At 66.0% G+C, this 19,670-nt stretch carries 18 protein-coding genes and 2 pseudogenes; 10 read left to right on the top strand and 10 right to left on the bottom strand.

The window, feature by feature from the left end:
- The first annotated feature begins 333 nt into the window (after positions 1 to 333).
- The 4 genes from CXB49_RS07780 to ampH all read left to right on the top strand — a co-directional run bounded on the left by CXB49_RS07780 (position 334) and on the right by ampH (position 5,456).
- A complete protein-coding gene (locus CXB49_RS07780) occupies positions 334 to 2,115 on the top strand; it encodes an aminopeptidase P family protein (protein WP_199406862.1) in 1,782 nt (593 codons plus the stop codon).
- A gap of 331 nt (positions 2,116 to 2,446) precedes the next feature.
- Entirely contained in the window at positions 2,447 to 3,352 is a 906-nt protein-coding gene (locus tag CXB49_RS07775; RefSeq protein ID WP_101707860.1) for a LysR family transcriptional regulator, read from the top strand.
- A 132-nt stretch (positions 3,353 to 3,484) separates the two neighbouring features.
- Positions 3,485 to 3,913 (top strand): DUF4124 domain-containing protein, encoded by a 429-nt coding sequence (locus CXB49_RS07770; RefSeq protein ID WP_101707859.1) that lies wholly within the window; start codon positions 3,485 to 3,487, stop codon positions 3,911 to 3,913.
- 259 nt (positions 3,914 to 4,172) lie between these two features.
- On the top strand, positions 4,173 to 5,456 hold the full coding sequence (gene ampH / locus CXB49_RS07765; RefSeq protein ID WP_101707858.1) for a D-alanyl-D-alanine-carboxypeptidase/endopeptidase AmpH: 1,284 nt from the start codon (positions 4,173 to 4,175) through the stop codon (positions 5,454 to 5,456).
- Here the strand turns inward: ampH and CXB49_RS07760 are convergent.
- The 4 genes from CXB49_RS07760 to CXB49_RS07745 form a co-directional block, all read right to left on the bottom strand.
- The gene (locus tag CXB49_RS07760; RefSeq protein ID WP_101707857.1) at positions 5,453 to 6,421 is read right to left on the bottom strand and encodes a polysaccharide deacetylase family protein; all 969 of its coding nucleotides are present in this window, start codon (positions 6,419 to 6,421) and stop codon (positions 5,453 to 5,455) included. The genes ampH and CXB49_RS07760 overlap by 4 nt on opposite strands.
- An 11-nt stretch (positions 6,422 to 6,432) precedes the next feature.
- Positions 6,433 to 7,140, bottom strand: a complete 708-nt coding sequence (locus tag CXB49_RS07755) for an SDR family NAD(P)-dependent oxidoreductase (RefSeq protein ID WP_101707856.1) — start codon at positions 7,138 to 7,140, stop codon at positions 6,433 to 6,435.
- Positions 7,137 to 7,664, bottom strand: coding sequence for an ester cyclase (locus CXB49_RS07750; RefSeq protein WP_101707855.1), 528 nt, complete (start codon positions 7,662 to 7,664; stop codon positions 7,137 to 7,139). The genes CXB49_RS07755 and CXB49_RS07750 overlap by 4 nt, the downstream gene beginning before the upstream one ends.
- A 203-nt stretch (positions 7,665 to 7,867) precedes the next feature.
- Positions 7,868 to 8,053: a putative motility protein gene (locus CXB49_RS07745; RefSeq protein WP_101707854.1), complete on the bottom strand. Its 186-nt coding sequence runs from the start codon at positions 8,051 to 8,053 to the stop codon at positions 7,868 to 7,870.
- A gap of 123 nt (positions 8,054 to 8,176) precedes the next feature.
- Between CXB49_RS07745 and trxB the strand changes: the two genes are divergently transcribed.
- The 4 genes from trxB to CXB49_RS07725 all read left to right on the top strand — a co-directional run bounded on the left by trxB (position 8,177) and on the right by CXB49_RS07725 (position 11,773).
- Positions 8,177 to 9,130 carry a thioredoxin-disulfide reductase gene (gene trxB, locus CXB49_RS07740; RefSeq protein ID WP_101707853.1) on the top strand — a complete coding sequence of 318 codons (954 nt, stop codon included), beginning with the start codon at positions 8,177 to 8,179 and terminating at the stop codon, positions 9,128 to 9,130.
- A gap of 18 nt (positions 9,131 to 9,148) precedes the next feature.
- Entirely contained in the window at positions 9,149 to 9,781 is a 633-nt protein-coding gene (locus CXB49_RS07735; RefSeq protein ID WP_101707852.1) for a Smr/MutS family protein, read from the top strand.
- A gap of 73 nt (positions 9,782 to 9,854) precedes the next feature.
- On the top strand, positions 9,855 to 10,310 hold the full coding sequence (locus CXB49_RS07730) for a peroxiredoxin (RefSeq protein ID WP_101707851.1): 456 nt from the start codon (positions 9,855 to 9,857) through the stop codon (positions 10,308 to 10,310).
- A 59-nt stretch (positions 10,311 to 10,369) separates the two neighbouring features.
- Positions 10,370 to 11,773, top strand: coding sequence for a PhoH family protein (locus CXB49_RS07725; RefSeq protein WP_101707850.1), 1,404 nt, complete (start codon positions 10,370 to 10,372; stop codon positions 11,771 to 11,773).
- A 66-nt stretch (positions 11,774 to 11,839) separates the two neighbouring features.
- On the opposite strand, the gene CXB49_RS07720 is transcribed toward CXB49_RS07725, so the two are convergent.
- Positions 11,840 to 12,697, bottom strand: coding sequence for a methionyl-tRNA formyltransferase (locus tag CXB49_RS07720; protein WP_101707849.1), 858 nt, complete (start codon positions 12,695 to 12,697; stop codon positions 11,840 to 11,842).
- A gap of 277 nt (positions 12,698 to 12,974) precedes the next feature.
- Positions 12,975 to 13,190, bottom strand: coding sequence for a sigma factor-like helix-turn-helix DNA-binding protein (locus CXB49_RS07715; protein WP_101707848.1), 216 nt, complete (start codon positions 13,188 to 13,190; stop codon positions 12,975 to 12,977).
- A gap of 243 nt (positions 13,191 to 13,433) precedes the next feature.
- On the opposite strand from CXB49_RS07715, the pseudogene CXB49_RS24415 reads away from it, so the two are divergent.
- Together CXB49_RS24415 and CXB49_RS07710 are read left to right on the top strand one after the other, a co-directional pair.
- Positions 13,434 to 13,583: pseudogene (locus CXB49_RS24415) on the top strand (transposase); the annotation flags it as partial.
- Between the two features lie 69 nt (positions 13,584 to 13,652).
- A pseudogene (locus CXB49_RS07710) lies at positions 13,653 to 14,068 on the top strand (DDE-type integrase/transposase/recombinase); the annotation flags it as partial.
- A 203-nt stretch (positions 14,069 to 14,271) separates the two neighbouring features.
- On the opposite strand, the gene CXB49_RS07705 reads toward CXB49_RS07710, so the two are convergent.
- The 4 genes from CXB49_RS07705 to CXB49_RS07690 form a co-directional block, all read right to left on the bottom strand.
- Positions 14,272 to 15,318, bottom strand: coding sequence for an IS630 family transposase (locus tag CXB49_RS07705; protein ID WP_101706528.1), 1,047 nt, complete (start codon positions 15,316 to 15,318; stop codon positions 14,272 to 14,274).
- A gap of 263 nt (positions 15,319 to 15,581) precedes the next feature.
- Positions 15,582 to 16,730, bottom strand: coding sequence for a branched-chain amino acid ABC transporter substrate-binding protein (locus tag CXB49_RS07700; RefSeq protein ID WP_101707847.1), 1,149 nt, complete (start codon positions 16,728 to 16,730; stop codon positions 15,582 to 15,584).
- Between the two features lie 100 nt (positions 16,731 to 16,830).
- Positions 16,831 to 18,090: an FAD-binding oxidoreductase gene (locus tag CXB49_RS07695; protein ID WP_101707846.1), complete on the bottom strand. Its 1,260-nt coding sequence runs from the start codon at positions 18,088 to 18,090 to the stop codon at positions 16,831 to 16,833.
- Positions 18,091 to 18,093: 3 nt separating this feature from the next.
- Complete coding sequence (locus CXB49_RS07690; RefSeq protein ID WP_101707845.1) at positions 18,094 to 19,665, bottom strand: aldehyde dehydrogenase (NADP(+)); 1,572 nt, start codon at positions 19,663 to 19,665, stop codon at positions 18,094 to 18,096.
- Positions 19,666 to 19,670: the final 5 nt, after the last annotated feature.

Raw genomic sequence — 19,670 nt, 5'->3', positions numbered from 1 at the left:
CTCAAATGTCTTGCCAAATCAACAAATGCCATTATCATTTCATTTCCAGTGAAATTCCGCTCCGGCAAGATCATGGCAAGCGACAAAACGACCAAGGAGACGATGATGAAGCATTTTCTGTCCACATTCATCCAGCTGTGCAACCTCGCAGGCCGCCCCGGCCATCGCCGCGTCAAGCACCGCTGAGCGCCGCCCCTTCCGGAAGCGCCGCGCCGGCGGACCAGCATGCCAGCCATGAGCTGCGCTCATCCACTTGCGCGGCGTGACCATTGCTTACAGAATGCATGCAACCACCTTCCCGGAGCCGGCATGAACACTGTAGCAACCCCGCAATTGGACACCATTCCGCAACGCATCGCCTCGCTGCGCGCCGCGATGAAGAACGCCGGCGTCGACGCCTGTCTGGTGCCCTCGTCCGATCCGCATCTTTCCGAATACCTGCCCAAGCGCTGGCAGGCGCGCCGCTGGCTGTCCGGTTTCACTGGCTCGATGGGCACGCTGATCGTCAGCGCCGACTTCGCCGGCGTATGGGCCGACAGCCGCTACTGGGTTCAGGCCGAGCAGGAACTGGCCGGCACCGGCATCCAGCTGATGAAGATCGACACCGCCGCCAGCAGCCTGCACCTGCAATGGCTGGCCGACACGCTGAAATCCGGCCAGACGCTGGCGGTGGACGGCGACTCGCTGGGCCTGGCCGCGGCCAAGGCGCTGCAGGCCGCGCTGGAACCGCGCGGCATCGCCCTGCGCGCCGATCTCGACCTGATAGACGCGATCTACGCCGACCGTCCGGCGCTGCCCGCCGCCGCCGTCTACCAGCATGACGCCGCCCATGCGCCGGAAAGCCGGGCCGCCAAGCTGGCCCGCGTGCGCGAAGCGATGCGCGCCGCCGGCGCCGAGCGCCACTTCGTGTCCACGCTGGACGACATCGCCTGGCTGTTCAATCTGCGCGGCGCAGACGTCAATTACAACCCAGTGTTCATCGCCCACGCGCTGATCGAGGCCGACAGCGCCACATTGTTCGTCGCGCCGGGCAAGATCGACGCCGCCCTCGCCGCCCAGCTGGCCGCCGACGGCGTCCGGCAGGCCGATTACGCCCAGACCAAGCCCACGCTCGCGGCGCTGTCCGGCACACTGCTGATCGATCCGCGCCGCGTGACGCTGGGCCTGCGCCGGGCGGTGGCCGACGCGGTGACGGTGATCGAGGCGATCAACCCCAGCACGCTGATGAAATCGCGCAAAAGCGCGGCCGAAGCCGAACACGTTCGCCGCGCGATGGAACAGGATGGCGCCGCGCTGGCCGAGTTCTTCGCCTGGTTCGAGTCCAAGGTCAATCGCGCCCGCATCACCGAGCTGACGATAGACGAAGAGATCACCGCCGCTCGCGCGCGCCGCCCCGGCTTCGTCTCGCCCAGCTTCGGCACCATCGCCGGCTTCAACGCCAACGGCGCGCTGCCGCACTACCACGCCACCCCGGTAGCGCACAGCGAGATCGGCGGCGACGGCCTGCTGCTGATCGACTCCGGCGGCCAATACCTCGGCGGCACCACCGACATCACCCGCGTGGTGGCCGTCGGCACGCCGTCCGCCGAACAGAAACGCGACTTCACGCTGGTGCTGAAAGGCACGATGGCGCTGTCGATGGCGCATTTCCCGCGCGGCACGCTGTCGCCGATGCTGGACGCGCTGGCGCGCGCGCCGCTGTGGCAGCACGACATCGACTTCGGCCACGGCACCGGCCACGGCGTCGGCTACTTCCTGAATGTGCACGAGGGCCCGCAAAGCATCTCGCGCGCGATGCCGGAGGCGCATATGGCGATGCAGGAAGGCATGATCACCTCGATCGAGCCGGGCGTGTACCGCGCAGGCCAGTGGGGCGTCCGCATCGAGAACCTGGTGCTGAACGTGGCATCGGAACAGAACCAGTTCGGCGACTTCCTGAAGTTCGAGACACTGACGCTGTGTCCGATAGACCGCCGCTGCATCGAACCGTCGCTGCTGACCCGGCCGGAAATCACCTGGCTGAACGGCTACCACGCCGAAGTGCGCGCGCGCTTGCTGCCGCTGGTGGACGGCGCCGCGCGCGACTGGCTGCTGGCCAACACCGAAGCGCTGTAAACTGCGACGACACCGTCGACAGGCCATGCCACGCGGCATGGCCTGTTTCATTTACCGAGGAATGATCGATGCCCTTAGAGCCTGTTCATGATCTTTTTCCGGCATCGGCCGTTTTCTGCCGGCGCAGGGCGCGGAAAACGGCTCGCCGCAGTGTCGCTCACTGCAAGAGACGTTTGACAAAGCCATGCGCCGGCAGAAAGCGGCCCCGAAGGGCAGCCCAAACAGGAGGTCATCTGCCGTGTTGTCAGGCTGGGCCTTGGAATGACCAAGGCCTACGCCTTCCGCCTTGCATCCGGCCTCCTGTTTGGGCTGCGCTGCTCGCAAAAAGATCATGAGCAGGCTCTTAGACCGCCTGGGCGACCTGCGCCTGTTCCTGGACGCCGCCCAACTGGGCAGCTTTTCCGCCGCCGGCCGCAAACACGGCCTGTCTCCGGCCGCGGCCAGCGCCTGCATCCTGCGCATCGAGGCCGCGCTCGAAGCCCGGCTGTTCCAGCGCACCACCCGCCGTCTGCGGCTGACCGAGGCCGGAGAAACCTATCTGAGCTATTGCCGGCAGGCGCTGGAACTGCTGGAGGAAGGCGAGCACAGCTTGCAGCGGGAGCAGCGGGAGCTCAGCGGCCTGATCCGCCTGTCGGCGCCGTCGGACCTGGGCCGCAACGCGTTGCTGGACTGCCTGGACCGCTTCGGCGCCGAACATCCCGGCGTGCACTTCTCGCTGTCGCTGAACGACACGCTGGCCGACCTGATAGGCGACGACATCGATCTGGCGATCCGCTATGGCCAGCCGGCCGACAGCAGTCTGGTGGCCCGGCAGCTGGCCGCCAGCCGCCGCGTCGTCTGCGCCGCGCCATCGCTGCTGCGACGGCTGGGAACGCCGACGCACCCGCGCGAACTGGCCGGCCTGCCGACGCTGACCCTGCTCGCCGGCCACGGAGCGGCGATCGATTGGCGCTACCGCGAGAACGGCGAGGCCAAGACCCTGCGGCTGGAGCGCGCCCGGCAAAGCAACGACGGCGAAGTGCTGCGCCGCTGGGCGCTGCAGGGCCACGGCTTCGCCTACAAGTCGGAGCTGGATATCGCCGCCGACCTGCGCGCCGGCCGGCTGCTCACGGTGCTGGACGACTACTTCGTCGAGCCGGCCCCGCTGCACCTGCTCTACCCCGGCCACCGGCTGCAGCCGGCGCGGATACGGCGCCTGATAGATTTTCTGCTGACCGAGATGGCAGAAGCGGGATGAGCGTCACCCGAAATGCAAGCAGAAAACACCGCATTCATCGCAAACGATTGTTTTAAAAAAGATATACTGGCCGGCTGCGCGCAAGCCGGCCCAGGCTGCGCGATTTTTGACCGATTCAGAAAACCTTACTCGATGCGCTCCCTGATCTTCATCGCCATTCTCGCCGCCTTCCCGACGCTGGCCGGCGCCGCCGTCTATCGATGCGCCAACGCCGGCGGCGTCTCCTACCAGGACGCGCCCTGCGGCGGCGCCCAGCACGGCTATGTTCCGGCCGGACCAGGCGCCGGCGGCGCGCAGCCCGGCCCCGGCCATCAGCCCTACACCGGCGTGATCAAGGAATCCATCATCAACGGCTACAAGAACATCTGCGGCCAGAAGTACCGGCAGCACGGCGCCAGCGGCAATATGGCGGAATCGATCTGCGCCTGCCAGGCCGACGTGCTGGACCGCAATTACACCACCCGCGAATTCGCCGACATCGTCGAGCGCGGCCCGCAAGCGATGTCGTCCTCGCCCAAGTTCAAGGGCGTCGGCGTCCAACTGATGCGCTGCGAGCCGTAAGCGCTGGTCCAGAATCTGTTTTCATGCCGCGCGGTCCAGCCGCGCAGGCCGGATTTTGGCCGTCTACACATTTCCTGACGCATAAACAGGATGCGAAACCGCTCCAGGCTGAATAAAATGCATGCCAGCCTGTGACTTCGGGCAAATTGCTTCCCAGAGCTTGTTGATGATCGTTTCCGCGCGCAGCCGATACGGCGGAAACCGCCGTTGCCGGAAACGATCGTGGACAGGCTCTCAATATCGTCAGGACAGAACAAGAGTGAAAAAAGCGTTTTTGCTGGGGTTGAGCCTTGTCGCCGCCCCTACCGTCAGCCTTGCCGCGGCTAAGGCGGCGCCAGCGGAACCCCAGACCGCAGAGCAGAAAATCGACCATTACGCCAGCCAGATCTTCCGCAATTCCCGAGCCGTCGGCATGACGATGGTGGTGGTGAACAAGCAACAGGCGCTGCAGCGCTTCTACGGCCAGACCCGCCCCGGCAGCCGCCAGCTGCCGGACACCGACTCCGTGCTGCGGATCGCCAGCATCAGCAAGACGATGACCGGCGAAGTGCTGGCATCGCTGGCGCAGGACAAGCGCGTCAAGCTGGACGATCCGCTGCAGAAATACGCGCCGCGCGGCCTGGCGCTGCCGTCGACCGAACAGCCGATCACCCTGCTGAATCTGGCCAGCCACACCAGCGGCTTCCCGCGTGAAATGCCCGGCGTCAAACCCGAGGACACGCCGGTCTTCGTCTGGCCGGACCAGCAGCAGCGCTGGCAGTGGCTGTCCGCCAGCAAGGCCCGGTTCGCGCCCGGCCTGCGCGCCCAGTACTCCAATCTGGCCTTCGACTTCCTGGCCGACGCGCTGGCCGCCGCGACCGGCCGGCCGTATGCCGCCTTGCTGCGCGAGAAGGTCACCGTGCCGCTGGGCATGCGGGACACCACCTTCAGTCCCAATCCCGGACAATGCGCGCGGCTGATGGAAGGCTACGGCGCCAGCCCCTGCGTCGATACCAGCGCCGCCAGCGGCAGCGGCGGCATCTACTCCACCCCGCGCGACATGCAGCGCTGGCTGCAGGACCTGGTCCATCCGCAAAACGAGGCCCGCCGCCAGCTGCGCGACCAGACCTTCCACATGTATTTCAAGCGCGACGATCTGCGCAGCCTGCGCGGCATGGACGTGGCCGGCAAGGCCGACGAACTGGGCCTGGGCTGGATACGGATGCTGCCGACGCCGAACTCGCCGGAAATCATCCAGAAGACCGCCGGCGGCGGCGGCTTCATCGGCTATGTCGCGATCGCGCCGAAGAACGACGTCGCGGTCTGGGTGGGCCTGACCCGCAGCGGCGGCACCCACTACCAGAACATGAGCGACGGCGTGAACAAGCTGGTGGCCGAACTGAGCGGCTACCATCCGGAAACGCGGCCCAAACCGCCGCTGCACCTGAAACCGACGCTGGCGCGCGCCAAGCCGATCAAGGCCAAGATCAGAGCCAAGGCGAAGGCCAAGCCGACCGCCGCCAAGGCGGCCGGCAAACACACCAAGAAGCGGAAGCAGACCTAGAAGGTCGGCACGTTCGGCGCCGTCAGCGCGAAGCGGGCGATTTCGTCCTTGCGCATGAAGCGCACGCCGGCGTGCCCCTGCGCGTAGCGGATGAACTGTTCCAGCGCCCACACCCGCGCCGGCGTGCCGGAGATGCGGTCGTGGGTGCTGATCGACATCATCCGCCGGCGCCCTGCGGCCTCCTGGTACAGCAGGTCGAACTCGGCCTTCAGGTCGGCCAGGTAGCCGTCCACGCTCAGCGCCGGCGAATCGTAGCGGACGATGTCGTTGTTGCGCAGCGTGTACGGCACGACGACGAAGGGCTTGCCGTCTACCGGCACCGTGAACGGCTCGTCGCGGCTGACGTTGTCGATGTGGTAGACGAAGCCCAGCTCCCGCAGGATGCCCAGCGTGTTCGGCGTGCCGCGCAGCCAGAAGGCGTTGAAGCCCGTCGGCCGCGTGCCGGTGGCGCGCTCTATGCTGGCGATGCTGGCGCGATAGGCCGCCCGCTCCTCGTCCGGCGTCATCGAAAACTGCGGCTCCCAGGTCTGGCCGTGGCCGGCCGCCTCGTGGCCGCGCTCGACGATCTCGCGCGCCAGTTGCGGATGGCGGTCCACCGCCTGGCCCACCATGTGCGAGGTCACCTTGACGCCGGTGCGCTCCCACAGGTCCAGCATCCGCGGGATGCCCTCCTTCACGCCGTAGTCGTACCAGCTTTGCATCGGCAGATCCGGGTATTTCGGGTCCAGCGGCGGAAACGGCCCGCTGGCGCCACGCTCCGGCTGGGCGCCGGCCTCGAACTGCATCGAAATGGAAATCACCAGCCGGGCATCGTCCGGCCAGAACCCGCTATTGTTGCCTTGTGTCATGTTTTCCTGCCCTCCTGTCGCCGCCCAGACCCTTCCCTGCCCCAGGACCAGACTCGCTCCGCCGGCCGTGGCGCCGGCCAGGAACTGGCGGCGGTTGATCGGAATCGTTTTCTTCATCGCATCGTCGGCTACAGCAGACCGCCGCCGTCCACATCGATCACCGCGCCGGTGACGAAGGCGTTGCCCATCGCGAACAGATAGGCCTCGGCCAGCTCCTGCGGCCGCCCCACCCGGCCCAGCGGCAGACCGGCCGCGATGCGCGCCAGCGCCGCCGTGCGGCCATCCGAGCCCGCCTCGCCCCACAATTCGGTATCGACCACGCCGGGGCTGATCGCGTTGACCCGGCGCGGCGCCAGCTCCTTGGCCAGATTCCTCGTCGCCGCCTCCAGCGCGGCGTTGACCGTGCTCTTCAGCAGACCGCCCGCGCCGTACTTGCGCGCCAGCAAGCCGGAGGTGAAGGTAATGGAGGCGTCGGCCGCCAGATAGGGCAAGGCCTGTTGCACAGCCAGCAGGCTGCCGAACAACTTGACCTCGAAGGTGCGACGGAAATCGTCGACGGTGGCGTCCTCCAGTCTCGGCGAGCCGACGCGCGCGCCGGCGGTCAGCACCAGGTGGTCGATGCGGCCGATGCCGGCGAAGGCCTCGCGCAGACTGTGCGGATCGGTGACGTCGGCGCGCAGCTGCTGCCAGGGGCCGTCTGGCGCCGCCGAGCGCCCCAGCGCATAGACCCGGGCGCCCGCCTCCGCCGCCGCCCGGACCACCTCGCGGCCTATGCCCGAGGTGCCGCCGAGCACCACCACCGTCTTCTGCTGAAGAAAATCCCGGTTCGCGCTCATGGCTTCAACGCTCCCAGTTGCTTCAGCAACGTCAGATTGTCTTCAAGATGCCAGTTCTCGGCGATGCGCCCGTCCTTCACCCGGTACAGGTCGAAGGCCTGGAAGTCGACCGCCTGGCCCCGGCCGTCGACATCGCCGAAGCGGCCGCTGAAATGGCCAGTGAAGTGCAACCGCAGCGCGACGCGGTCGGCGGCCAGCACCATGTCGGTGACTTCCACCTTCAGATCCGGCACCGCGGCGCGAAAAGTCCGCGACGCCTGCAGCGGGCCGGCCGTGCCCTGCTGGCGGCCCTCCGGCAATGTGCGGTCGATGAAATCGGGGGCCAGCGCCAGCTCGGCATAGCGCGGATCGCCGGTGTTCCAAAAGGCGGCGTAGCGCAGCGCGGCCAGCTTCACAGCGGCGGCGGCGCCGGCATTGCGCTCGGAAAACACCCGCGCCGGCTGCGGCAGCGCGTCGGCGGCCAGGACGGCGCCGGAGGACAGCGCCAGCAGGCCGGCGCCGATCAGAATGGAAAAACGGAACATGTCGACTCCTCGTATTGACGGCGGCCGGCCACATGCCGGCTGCCTGGAATCGATTATCGTCCCGGCTTTTTCAATTGATAATTAGGCTGTAAATTGCAAGATATTATTGTCTGATTTGAATATTCGCATCTGGCGCGCAAAACAAAAGGCGACCCTGGGGTCGCCTTCGATGGCCATCGCCGGCGGATGCCGGCCGGCGCCGCTCAGGCGCGCACGTCCAGATTCTGCCCCAGATGGGCCGGATTCTGAGCCTGGATCTGCTGGGAAGACTGCTCAGCCCCCTGCAGCAGCGTCATCGCCGCCTGCGACTGCGACTGCATCGCCTTCTTCAGCACCAGCGCCTGCGCATTGGTGCTGACGTTGCCGCTCACTTGACTTACTAAGTCCATACCCCAACCTCCTGATCTGACATGCTGCCGTTGATTGCAGTTTAGCGGGCCGTCGGCCTGCTGTCACAACAAAACTGCTAGAATGTCAGCCGATCCACCCCTTTTGACGACAGGAAAACACACATGAGCGCAACCCGTCACAGCCCCCTGCTGATTCTCGGCTCCGGCCCGGCAGGCTACACCGCCGCCGTCTACGCCGCCCGCGCCAACCTGAAACCGGTTGTGATCACCGGCATGGCCCAGGGCGGCCAGCTGATGACCACCACCGACGTGGACAATTGGCCGGCCGACGCAGAGGGCGTGCAGGGTCCGGAACTGATGCAGCGCTTCCAGCAGCACGCCGAGCGCTTCGGCACTGAAATCCTGTTCGACCACATCCACACCACCCATCTGCGCGAGAAGCCGATCCGTCTGGTCGGCGATTCCGGCGAATACACCTGCGACGCGCTGATCATCGCCACCGGCGCCTCCGCCCAATACCTGGGCCTGCCGTCCGAGGAAGCGTTCTCCGGCAAGGGCGTGTCCGCCTGCGCCACCTGCGACGGCTTCTTCTACCGCAACCAGGACGTCGCGGTCGTCGGCGGCGGCAACACCGCGGTCGAGGAAGCGCTGTACCTGGCCAATATCGCCAAGCACGTCACGCTGATCCACCGCCGCGACACCTTCCGCGCCGAGAAGATCCTGGTCGACAAGCTGATGAGCCGCGTCGCCGAAGGCAAGATCAGCCTGAAGCTGAACGCCACGCTGGACGAAGTGCTGGGCGACAACACCGGCGTGACCGGCGTGCGCGTCAAGCTGAACGACGGCGGCAGCGAGAATCTGGCGCTGACCGGCGTGTTCATCGCCATCGGCCACAAGCCCAACACCGACATCTTCAAGGGCCAGCTGGAAATGGACGCCACCGGCTACCTGATCACCAAGGGCGGCCGCGAAGGCAACGCCACGCTGACCAGCATAGACGGCGTCTTCGCCGCCGGCGACGTGCAGGACCACATCTACCGCCAGGCCGTCACCAGCGCCGCTTCCGGCTGCCAGGCCGCTCTGGACGCTGAGCGCCACCTCGACAACCTGAAGTAAGCCGCGAAGCCCAGCATCATGAAGACCTTCAAAGACACACTGAAGGGACTTCGCCAGACGCTGCGCCAGGCCGCCCCGCCACGGGCGGCCGCCCCGCCGCCCGCCACGCCCGAGGAAGCGGACTTCCGCCAGCTGTTCCGCGACGCCAAGCCGCTGAAGCCGGACGGCCGCCACCATCCCCAGCCTCCGAAGCCCAGTCCCAGACCGCGCAAGCCCAGCCAGGGCCCGGCGCTGCACGCGGCCGCCTGCCAGGAAATCCTGCAGCACCAGATAGGCTGGTTCGAGCCCATGGCGCAGTTGCAGCAATACGCCCGCGCCGGCATGCCGGCGGCCACGCTGAAACGGCTGCGCCAGGGCAACTGGCCGGTCTGCGCCCAGCTGGACCTGCACGGCTACACCCGCCACCAGGCGCAGGACGCGCTGGCGCTGTTCATCCACCGCGCGCAAAAGCGCGGCCAGTGCGTCAAGGTGATACACGGCAAGGGCTTCGGCTCGCCGCAAGGCGAGCCGGTGCTGAAGAAGCTGGTGCGCAGCTGGCTGCAACACCACCCCGACGTGCTGGCCTTCTGCGAGGCCGAGGCCGGCGGCGGCAGCGGTTCGCTGCTGGTGCTGTTGCGCCGACCCGCGGCCGGCGAAATTCGCGACGAATGATACGTGACAACCTCACCGGGAATCCGCTAAGCTCAAAACAAGGCGGACCCCTGCACCCCACCAGGAGTTATGCATGACAGGCACCCCCTGCCCCGACTTCACCGTGCCCGGCACCGCCGGCGCCGACTTCCAGCTCTCCTCCAGCCGCAAACCGCTGGTGATCTACTTCTACCCCAAAGACAACACGCCCGGCTGCACCAATGAAAGCATGGATTTCCGCGATCTCCATGCCGAATTCGCCGCGCTGGGCGCCGAAATCGTCGGCGTCTCCCGCGACAGCCTGAAGTCCCACCAGAACTTCAAGGCCAAGCTGGAGCTGCCGTTCGAGCTGCTGTCCGACAAAGAAGAAACCGTCTGCGGCCTGTTTGGCGTCATCAAGATGAAAAACATGTACGGCAAGCAGGTCAGGGGCATCGAGCGCAGCACCTTTGTCATCGATGCCGCAGGAAACGTGTCGCGCGAATGGCGCGGCGTCAAAGTGCCCGGTCACGCGCAGGAGGTGCTGGCGTACGTCAAGACGCTGAAATAAAGGCAGTATCCGCCCGGCCAGCCGGCCGGGCCGCACAACACGAACTAGGGGACCACACCATGGCCGGCCGCAAAAAGACCACCGCGTGCAAGCTGTTTGTTCTGGACACCAATGTACTGTTGCACGACCCCACCTGTCTGTACCGCTTTGAAGAACACGATGTGTTCATCCCCATCATCACCCTGGAAGAACTGGACACCCACAAGAAGGGCATGTCCGAAGTGGCTCGCAACGCCCGCCAGGCCAGCCGCTTCCTCGACGACATCATCAGCGGCAACGAGCTGAACATCACCGACGGCATTCCGCTGAAGCACGCCAGCCGCGACGCCGCCAGCGGCAGGCTGATCCTGCAGACCCAGGCCATCAACGGCACGCTGCCGTCGTCGCTGCCCATGGGCAAGGCCGACAACCAGATACTCGGCATCGTGATGGCGCTGAAAGGCCATTACCAAGGCCGCTCCGTCATCCTGGTGTCGAAAGACATCAATATGCGCATCAAGGCCCGCGCGCTGGGCCTGGAAGCCGAGGACTACTTCAACGACAAGGTGTTGGAAGACACCGACGTGCTGTACACCGGCACGCGCGAGATCGACCAGACCTTCTGGGAACGCAACAGCAAGGACATGAAGTCGTGGCAGGAGCACGGCCGCAGCTACTACCAGCTGGCCGGCCCCGACTGCGGCGCGCTCTACGTCAACCAGCTGCTGTGGCACGAGGGCGAGAAGCCGTTCCAGGCACGGGTGATCCGCCAGGAAGGCAAGAGCGCGGTGCTGGAGACGCTGAAGGACTATAGCCACAACAAGAACAACGTCTGGGGCATCACCGCGCGCAACCGCGAACAGAACTTCGCGCTGAACATGCTGATGGACCCGAACGTCGACTTCATCACGCTGCTGGGTCAGGCCGGCACCGGCAAGACGCTGCTGACGCTGGCGGCGGGGCTGGCGATGACGCTGGAGCAGAAGCTGTACTCCGAAATCATCATGACCCGCGTCACCGTGCCGGTCGGCGAAGACATCGGCTTCCTGCCCGGCACCGAGGAGGAAAAGATGGCGCCGTGGATGGGCGCGCTGGAAGACAACCTCGACGTGCTGAACAAGAGCGACGACGACGGCGGCGACTGGGGCCGCGCCGCCACCCGCGACCTGATACGCAGCCGGATCAAGGTCAAGAGCCTGAACTTCATGCGCGGCCGCACCTTCCTCAACAAATACCTGATCATAGACGAGGCGCAGAACCTGACGCCCAAGCAGATGAAGACGCTGATCACCCGCGCCGGCCCCGGCACCAAGGTGGTCTGCCTGGGCAACGTCAGCCAGATCGACACCCCTTATCTGACCGAAGGCAGTTCCGGCCTGACCTATGTGGTGGACCGCTTCAAGGGCTGGAACCATTCAGCCCACATCACGTTGCAGCGCGGCGAGCGCTCGCGGCTGGCCGACTACGCCGGCGAAGTGCTTTAGTCGCCCTCCCCTCAGACAAAACGGCGCCATCCCTCGGGATGGCGCCGTTTGACCATGCGGCGATCGCTAACGGTAACGCCCGGTGATCGCGTCCGGCCCGTACAAACTCCATTCGCTGATCAGCAGCATGCCGTCGGCGGTTGCCACCAGCAGTTGCTCGGCCTGCGAATAGATCAGGGCGCCGGGCGCGAAGTTGTGGGTTTCGGCCCAGCCCTCGGCGCGATGGATGAAGATGGTGATGTTGTTGATCGTCGCCGCGCACTCGAAATCGCCGAAGGCTCGCAGCTGGCGCAGCAGGTCGGCTGTGCCGCGCGTGAAGTCCAGCATCCGGTCCTGGTCCGTCCACAGCGGCCAGTAGCTGCCGCCGTCGCCCTGCGGCCGCGCCTCGCTCCACAGCTGCTCGAACTGATTGGCCACCTGGTGACTGAGCCGGTGCAGCGCCAATTGCAGCTTGATGTCCAGCATCTGATGGCTGTCGGTTTCGCCCAGTTCGAAACGCTGCTGCGCCAGGATGTCCCCGGTGTCGAACTCCGGCCCCACCTTGTGGCAGCTGCAGCCCCACTCGCGATGCCCGTCCAGCAAGGCGCGCACCTGCGGATACGGCCCGCGCCCCAGCGGCAGCGGCGACGGATGGAAGTTGACCGCGTATTTCAGATACGGCGTCCAGTCCGGGATGCGCCAGTTGTAGCTGCCCACCAGCAACGCCTCGCAGCCGAGATCGGCCAGCTCCTCCAGGTCCCGCTGCCGCATCGGCGACAGCTGCAGCGGCAGCTTGCGCTGCTCGGCGAAGGTCACCGAGGCCTTGTGGTGGTGCATCCGGTGGTCCACCGGCGTGCAGAATACCTTTACCGGCTGCCAGCCGGCCTGCAGAAAGACATCCAGCACCGGCTTGAAACGATCGGACAGGGTAATCGCGAAACGCATGGCATCCACTCTTGGCTGGACGGGGCCGGACGGCCCCGCATTGCCTTGGTTATACCATCGAGCCGCCGCGCCGCCCGGCCGCTGACAAGCAAATTAACAGAAGCCCCCGCCCGGCCGGAAATCAGCCGCGCACCGCCTCCAGCCAGTCGGCGAAAGCCGCCAGCAGCCGTTCCACCTTGGCCGCCGATTGGCGCCGGCATGCCAAACCAGCCCGCGCGACAAAAAGCCCGGAGAGGCCAAAGCCGCTCCGGGCCAATCGCTGCAATGAACGGCAATCTCAGTGCAGGGGCAAATGCCCCGCCAACTCGTTCACCTGCCTGATGGCGCGCCGGAAGCGCGCGTGGGCGCGGGAGACGGTGGATTCGCTGATGTCCATCTGCTGGGCGGCGGAATAGCCGGTCATGCCCTCCACCTCCATCAGCCACACCGCCTCGCGCGAGCGCTTCTTCATGCCGATCAGGTCGGCCACCACGTTGAAATCGTCCAGTTTCATCTACGCCTCCCCATGTAGTCTCGACTCCCGCCCCGACCGGGGAGCCGAACATGTCCTAGCCATTCCAGCATAGATGCTTGTCAAAAAAATGCAGGCATCCGGATGGGTGAAGCACTGATGCAATGTGCAGGGGCCTCGCTTATTGATACGTCTATCTATAGAAAGTGAATCATCACAAATTGAATCGCCCCTCCTTTCCCAAACACCTCAAGAACCTCACACCAGGCCCTACAAGGAGGCGTCATGAGCAGGCAGCGGTTCCCCGAAGAGTCCACAATTGAAGCCGTCACACAGCTTACCGAATGCGGCAACCCCATTGCCAGAGTTACCAATCATCTCGGCGCATCTGCCCACAGCCTGTATCAATGGCGGAAACGTTACAGCCCCAAGCATGCCAAGTCAGCCAAATCGGTAGACCAACAAAACGAAAGCCGCCGTCTCAAAGCAGAACTAAAACGGGACCTGGCTCTGCTGCTCGACCTGCGCTCTCGACAAGTCATTGGCTGGTCGATGCAGTCACGAATCGATGGAGAGCGGGTGCAGAATGCCTTGTTGATGGCGCTATGGCGGCGTCAGCCAAAGCAGGAGGTGTTGGTGCACTCCAAGCAGGGAAGGAGGTTCAGTAGTTCTGACTGGCAGGACTTCTTGAAGGCCCATCGCTTGATGCCCAGCATGAGTCTGCGCGGGAACTGACACGACAATGCCGCGGCGGAGAGTTTCTTCCAGTTGCTGAAGCGGGAGCGTATCAAGCAAAAACCTGCCACGACCGGGAGGAAGCTCTGCGAGACATCCTCGATTACATCGCAATGTTCTACAATCCGCAGCGCCGGCACGGTTCCCAAAACGGGCTATCGCAGGTAGCGTTTGAAAAGCAATACTTCCGTCTAGAGGCGCCATGGCGATTCAAATGGCGGTGTAAGCCGCGCGACCGGGTATTGGTTCATTCGGTTCAAGGCTGCCTGATCGCAGCGATGACTGATGCCATCTCTGTCGGCCCCATAACCTAAGACTTATCACCTGGCTGTTGGTACGACAGACCATTTAAACTATTAATCCGGCAGTCAAATACCGTACAGAAAGCTCATGCCGCGTAGCGGATTTTTTCATGCCGGAAGTACGACCGGATTCTGGCCGGCTGCTTCTGCAATGAGCGTAAATGGGACAGCACTTTCCCTTGAAGTTGACCGTCTGATCGAACCGGCTCACCTGCGCTCATTCTGGCCTTCAGGTCGCCGTTCAAGTATTCATCCGGGTTCAGTTCCGGTGAGTAGCTGGGCAGGAAGAACAACTCAATCGCCTTCTTGTTCTCTTCCTCCTCCAACCATGCTTGCACCAGCTTGCTGTGATGCACGCGCAAGTTGTCGAGGATCAAGAACACCTTCTTGCCGCCAGCATCACGGATCAGCCGCATCAGAAACTTGATCAGCACCCGGGCCGTCAAGGTCTCCCGGTACAGCATGAAGCGCATCTTGCCTTGGTTGGTAATGGCCGAAATCAAGTTGATGCGCGCTCTTTTCGATTGGGATAACACCAGAACTGGGGTTTGGCCTTTTGGGGCGTAGCCACGCGGAAAGTGCTCAACACTCGACACCGCCGATTCGTCGCCCCAGCTGATTTCAGCCATTTCCGCTTTGGCACGCGCGACGATAGCCGGGTATTCCTCCTTGAGCCATTTCTCGACTGCTGCCGGTCGCTGCTCATAAGCGCGTTTGAGCGGGCGCTGCGGCGTAAAGCCCCAGCGGGCCAAGTACAGACGGACAGTACGGATCGGCAGATCGATCAGAAACATCTGCTTGATTACAGCCTTGACCGCCTGAGCACTCCACAGGGCAAACCTCAGCTTCATCTGGTCTGGCGTGCGATCCACGATGTCCTGCTTGATCCGGGCTTCCTGCGCCTCGGTCAGCCGACGGCCGGTGCCTTCGGCGCGACCGCGCTTCTGTTCTTTGAATCCCTGCGCACCTAGTGCTGCCTCACGCACCACCCAGGCGGAAATGGTGGGGCGGCGCAGCCCGAGTTCTTCGGCAATACTGGCTTGAGACCGGCCTCGCTTGTACATCCGGATAGCGGTACGCCTCAGCTGCTCACGGGCGGCCAGTTCAAGCTTGCGCACATCGATTTTTTCCATGCCGGAAGTATACAATCTGTACGGATTATTACTGCCGGATTAATAACTCTGGCTACCTACAAATACAGGAAGGCCTGTCGGCTTTCTTGAATGAAGCTGCCAACGAACATCGCGGACAACTCCTGTCGCCCCCGCCGCCATGCCGCCAGCGCAGTTCCAAGCCCATTCGGCAATCAATGAAAAAGAAGCCGGCCCCCAATCAATGGGGCCGGCCCGAAGGCGGAGGAGTACGCCGGGGGAAATGTCGTCTTGCCTGGCCGCGCTCAGCGGACCACCGTCTCCACGGTCCAGCCGTTGTTCTTCACCACCGACAGCGTCACCGGCGCTTTCAACAGATTGCCGTTGGGAGCGAAGGCGAAGTCCGCCGTCACGCCGCTGTAGCGGATGGCGGCCAACTTGGGCAGGTATTTGGCCGGCTCCACCGAGCCCGCCTGTTTCATCGCCGCGGCCACCAGCATCACGCCGTCGTAGAACTGCGGCCCCAGCAGCACCACGTCTTGATGGAAGCGTTCCTTGTAGCGGCGCTCGAACGCCTTGCCCGCTGGGCGGGCGCCGAGCACGCCGCCGGCCACCGCCGAGTAATGGCCGGCCGCGTCCGCGCCGGCCAGCTGGATGAAGGTGGGCGTGTTGAGCATGTCCCCGCCCATCAGCCTGGCCTTCAGCCCCAGCCGTTTCATCTGCTTGACCATAGGCGCGGCCTGGGCGTCGGCGCCGCCGTAAAACACCACGTCCGGATTGACGGCCTTCAGCGAGGTCAGGATGGCGGTGAAGTCGGTGGCTTTGTCGGTGGTGAATTCGCGGCGCGTCACCTTGCCGCCGTTGGCGGCCACCGCCTTGACGAACTCGTCGGCGATGCCCTGACCGTAGGCGGTGCGGTCGTCGATGGCGACGATGCTCTTGGCCTTCAGCGTCTTGACGGCGAACTGCCCCAGCGCGCCGCCCACCTGGCTGTCGCTGCCCACCAGGCGGAAGGTGGTTTTATAGCCTTGCTGGGTATAGGCCGGGTTGGTGGCCACCGACAGCTGCGGAATGCCGGCGTCGGAATACAGGCGCGAGGCCGGGATGGACACGCCGGAGTTGAAGTGGCCGATGACGGCCTTGACGCCGGCATCCACCAGCCGCTGCGCCGCCTGGGTGCCGATGCGCGGGTCGGCCTGGTCGTCCTCGGACACCAGTTCGAACTTGATCTTCTGTCCGCCCACCACCAGGCCCTTGGCGTTGACATCGTCCACCGCCATTTTGGCGGCGTTTTCATTGTCCTTGCCATAGTGGGCCTGCGGACCGGACAACGGCGAGGCGAAGCCTATCTTGACCACGGTATCGGCATGGGCCGCCGCCATGGCGAACGGCGCCATCATGCCGCCCAGCGCCAGCACCCAGTTCCACTCCGCAAACAGTTTGTTCCAAGCCATCAGATGTCTCCTTTATTGCTGCATTGATCAGGGCAAGCCACCCGGCCCGCCCTGCTACCGCTCCCCCGCCGCGGCCGGTCTCTGCCGACCTGCGGCGGGGTCAAAAACGAGATAGCCGATACGGCCGCATGTCCAGCGCCGGAGTCCGCCCTTGCAGCATGTCGCGCAGCAGCGCGCCGGTGGTGGCCGCCAGCGTCAGGCCCAGATGGCCGTGGCCGGTGGCGAACCACAGCCCCGGCTGCGGCGCCGGGCCGATGATGGGCAGGGTGTCCGGCAGCGACGGACGGTTGCCCATCCACACCGCCATGTCTTCGGTGGAGAAGTCGCCGACGATGCGCCTGGCCTTGTCCAGCAGGATGTGGGCGCGGCGCCAGTCCGGCGGCGCGTCGCGGTGCGCCAGCTCCACCGTGCCGGCCAGACGCAGGCCGCCGTTGGTCATCGGCAGGATGACGAAGCTCTCGCTGGCGCACTGGATGAAGTGGCGCAGCGCCACGCCGGCCTTGGGCAGATTGACGTGGTAGCCGCGCTCGCTTTCCAGCGGCACGCGGTAGTTGTGCTGTTTGACGAAGCGGTCGCTCCACACGCCGCAGGCGATCACCACCGCGTCGGCGCGCAGGCGGTCGCCGTCGGCCGTGTCCACGCCAACCACGCGGCCGGCCTCCATCGCCGTGGCCAGCGCCTCGTCCCGGACAAAGCGGCCGCCCTCGCGGATAAAGGCGTCGAACAGGCCGCGGCTGAAGACATAGGGGTCGTCCACGTGGGACCACGCCGGTACCTGGACCGCGTAGCGCCATTCCTCGCCCACAATCCCCTCCTCTCCCACCAGCGCCTCGCGGTCCAGCGCCTGCCATCGCACGCCATGGCGGCGCTTGGCGTCCCAGTCCGCCGCGGCGGCGTCGAACTCCTCCCGGCTGCGATACAGCGTCAGGTTGCCGTGCCGCCGCCACAGATGGCCGAGACCGGCCCGCGCTATCAGCGCGGCGTAGTCGTCGTTGACCCGGCCCAGCAAGGCGGCCAGCGCCTGCGTCAGCTCGGCCACGCGGCGCGGCCGGCTGGCGGCCAGAAAGCGCAGCAGCCAGGGCGCCAGCGTGGGCAGGTACCGCCAGCGCAGGGCCAGCGGGCCCAGCGGGTTCAGCATCCAGCCGGGCACCTTGCGCAGCACGCCCGGCTCGGCCAGCGGAATCACGTCGCTGACGGCGAAGGCGCCGGCGTTGCCGTAGCTGGTTTCCATCGCCGGCTCGCCGCGGTCCAGCAGCGTCACCTCGAAACCGGCCAGACGCAGTTGCAGGGCGACGGCGATGCCGACAATGCCGGCGCCCACCACGATGACGGCGGCGCCGGGCGCGAGAGCGGACGTCATCGCTCAGCCCTCCCGACCGCCGTCCAGCAGGCGGCGCAGCGCCAGCGGATTGGCCTGTTGCAATGCCGGCGGCAGCAGCGCATCCGGAAAATCCTGGTAGCAGACCGGCCGCAGGAAGCGCTGGATGGCTGCCGTGCCCACCGAGGTGGCCCGCGCGTCCGAGGTGGCCGGAAACGGCCCGCCGTGCACGATGGCGTCGCACACCTCCACGCCGGTGGGCCAGCCGTTCACCAGGATGCGGCCGGCCTTGCGCTCCAGCGTGGGCAGCAGCGCGTGGGCCAGGTCCAGATCGGCCTCGTCCAGCTGCAGCGTGGCGGTCAGCTGGCCTTCCAGTTGCTCGGCGAACTGGCGGAACGCCCCCGCGTCCCGGCATCGCACGATCAGGGCGGCGGCGCCGAACACTTCGGCCCGCAATGCCGGCTTGGCCAGGTAGTCCTCCGCGTCGGCCAGCCACAGCTGGGCCTGGCACTGGTTCGGCCCGGTGGCCGGCAGGCCGGCGGCCGCCAGCCGGGCATGGCCGGACCAAGCGTCGACGCCGGCCTGGTAGGCGCGGAAGATGCCGGGCGTCAGCATGGTCTGCGCCGGGCTGCCACCAAGGATGGCGGCCGCGGCGGCGATGAAGCCGTCCAGCGCCGGGCCTTCCTCGGCGACGATCAGGCCGGGATTGGTGCAGAACTGCCCCGCGCCCTGCGTCAGCGAGCCGACGAAACCCTGCGCCAGCGCCTCGCCGCGCGCCCGCAGCGCCGTCGGCAGCAGGAACACCGGATTGGTGGCGCTCATTTCCGCGTAAACCGGAATCGGCTCCGGCCGGCTTTGCGCCAGCCGGCACAAGGCCAGGCCGCCGCCGCGCGAGCCAGTGAAGCCCACCGCCTTGACGCGCGGATCGGCCACCAGCGCCTGCCCCGCTTCGCGGCCTTCGCCGAACAGCAGCGCGAACACGCCGGCCGGCAGCCCGCATTTCGCCACCGCCCGCGCGATGGCCCGCCCCGCCAGCTCGCTGGCGCCGGGATGGGCGCTGTGGGCCTTGACGATGACCGGGCAACCGGCCGCCAGCGCGGAGGCGGTGTCGCCGCCGGCCACCGAGAAGGCCAGCGGGAAATTGCTGGCGCCGAACACCGCCACCGGCCCCAGCGCCACCTGGCGCTGGCGCAGGTCGGCGCGCGGCAGCGGCTGGCGCTGCGGCATGGCCGGGTCCACCCGCGCGTCCAGCCACTCGCCGGCCCGCAGCGCGCGGGCGAACAGCCGCAGCTGGCCGCAGGCGCGGCCGCGCTCGCCCTGCAGGCGCGCGCGCGGCAGGCCGGTCTCGGCCATCGCGCGCGTGATCAACTCGTCGCCCAGCGCCTCGATCTCGTCGGCGATGGTTTCGAGCAAGCGCGCCCGCGTTTCCGGCGCGGTGTCGCGGTAGCCGTCGAACGCGTCCCAGGCCAGCAGGCAGGCCTGCTCCACCTGTTCGCGGTCCGCGCCGGGATAGCCCGGCTCCAGCGGCTGATCGGTGGACGGGTCTATGGCCCGGATCACACCGCGGCGGCCGGCGACGGCCTGCCCGCCGATCAACATCTTCCCTGTCAGATTCATCATGT

Source organism: Chromobacterium sp. ATCC 53434, from assembly GCF_002848345.1.
In the GTDB taxonomy this organism is placed as follows: Bacteria; Pseudomonadota; Gammaproteobacteria; order Burkholderiales; family Chromobacteriaceae; genus Chromobacterium.
Note: the sequence above shows the minus strand (reverse complement) of the source record. Positions and strands in the feature narration are given on the sequence as shown.

Bases quoted from the DNA above. Each gene is read 5' to 3' on its own strand.
- CXB49_RS07775 (WP_101707860.1), top strand. From the start codon at position 2,447: ATGAGCAGGCTCTTAGACCGCCTGGGCGACCTGCGCCTGTTCCTGGAC.
- CXB49_RS07770 (WP_101707859.1), top strand. From the start codon at position 3,485: ATGCGCTCCCTGATCTTCATCGCCATTCTCGCCGCCTTCCCGACGCTG.
- CXB49_RS07760 (WP_101707857.1), bottom strand. From the start codon at position 6,421: ATGAAGAAAACGATTCCGATCAACCGCCGCCAGTTCCTGGCCGGCGCC.
- CXB49_RS07755 (WP_101707856.1), bottom strand. From the start codon at position 7,140: ATGAGCGCGAACCGGGATTTTCTTCAGCAGAAGACGGTGGTGGTGCTC.
- CXB49_RS07750 (WP_101707855.1), bottom strand. From the start codon at position 7,664: ATGTTCCGTTTTTCCATTCTGATCGGCGCCGGCCTGCTGGCGCTGTCC.
- CXB49_RS07745 (WP_101707854.1), bottom strand. From the start codon at position 8,053: ATGGACTTAGTAAGTCAAGTGAGCGGCAACGTCAGCACCAATGCGCAG.
- trxB (WP_101707853.1), top strand. From the start codon at position 8,177: ATGAGCGCAACCCGTCACAGCCCCCTGCTGATTCTCGGCTCCGGCCCG.
- CXB49_RS07735 (WP_101707852.1), top strand. From the start codon at position 9,149: ATGAAGACCTTCAAAGACACACTGAAGGGACTTCGCCAGACGCTGCGC.
- CXB49_RS07730 (WP_101707851.1), top strand. From the start codon at position 9,855: ATGACAGGCACCCCCTGCCCCGACTTCACCGTGCCCGGCACCGCCGGC.
- CXB49_RS07725 (WP_101707850.1), top strand. From the start codon at position 10,370: ATGGCCGGCCGCAAAAAGACCACCGCGTGCAAGCTGTTTGTTCTGGAC.
- CXB49_RS07720 (WP_101707849.1), bottom strand. From the start codon at position 12,697: ATGCGTTTCGCGATTACCCTGTCCGATCGTTTCAAGCCGGTGCTGGAT.
- CXB49_RS07715 (WP_101707848.1), bottom strand. From the start codon at position 13,190: ATGAAACTGGACGATTTCAACGTGGTGGCCGACCTGATCGGCATGAAG.
- CXB49_RS07705 (WP_101706528.1), bottom strand. From the start codon at position 15,318: ATGGAAAAAATCGATGTGCGCAAGCTTGAACTGGCCGCCCGTGAGCAG.
- CXB49_RS07700 (WP_101707847.1), bottom strand. From the start codon at position 16,730: ATGGCTTGGAACAAACTGTTTGCGGAGTGGAACTGGGTGCTGGCGCTG.
- CXB49_RS07695 (WP_101707846.1), bottom strand. From the start codon at position 18,090: ATGACGTCCGCTCTCGCGCCCGGCGCCGCCGTCATCGTGGTGGGCGCC.
- CXB49_RS07690 (WP_101707845.1), bottom strand. From the start codon at position 19,665: ATGAATCTGACAGGGAAGATGTTGATCGGCGGGCAGGCCGTCGCCGGC.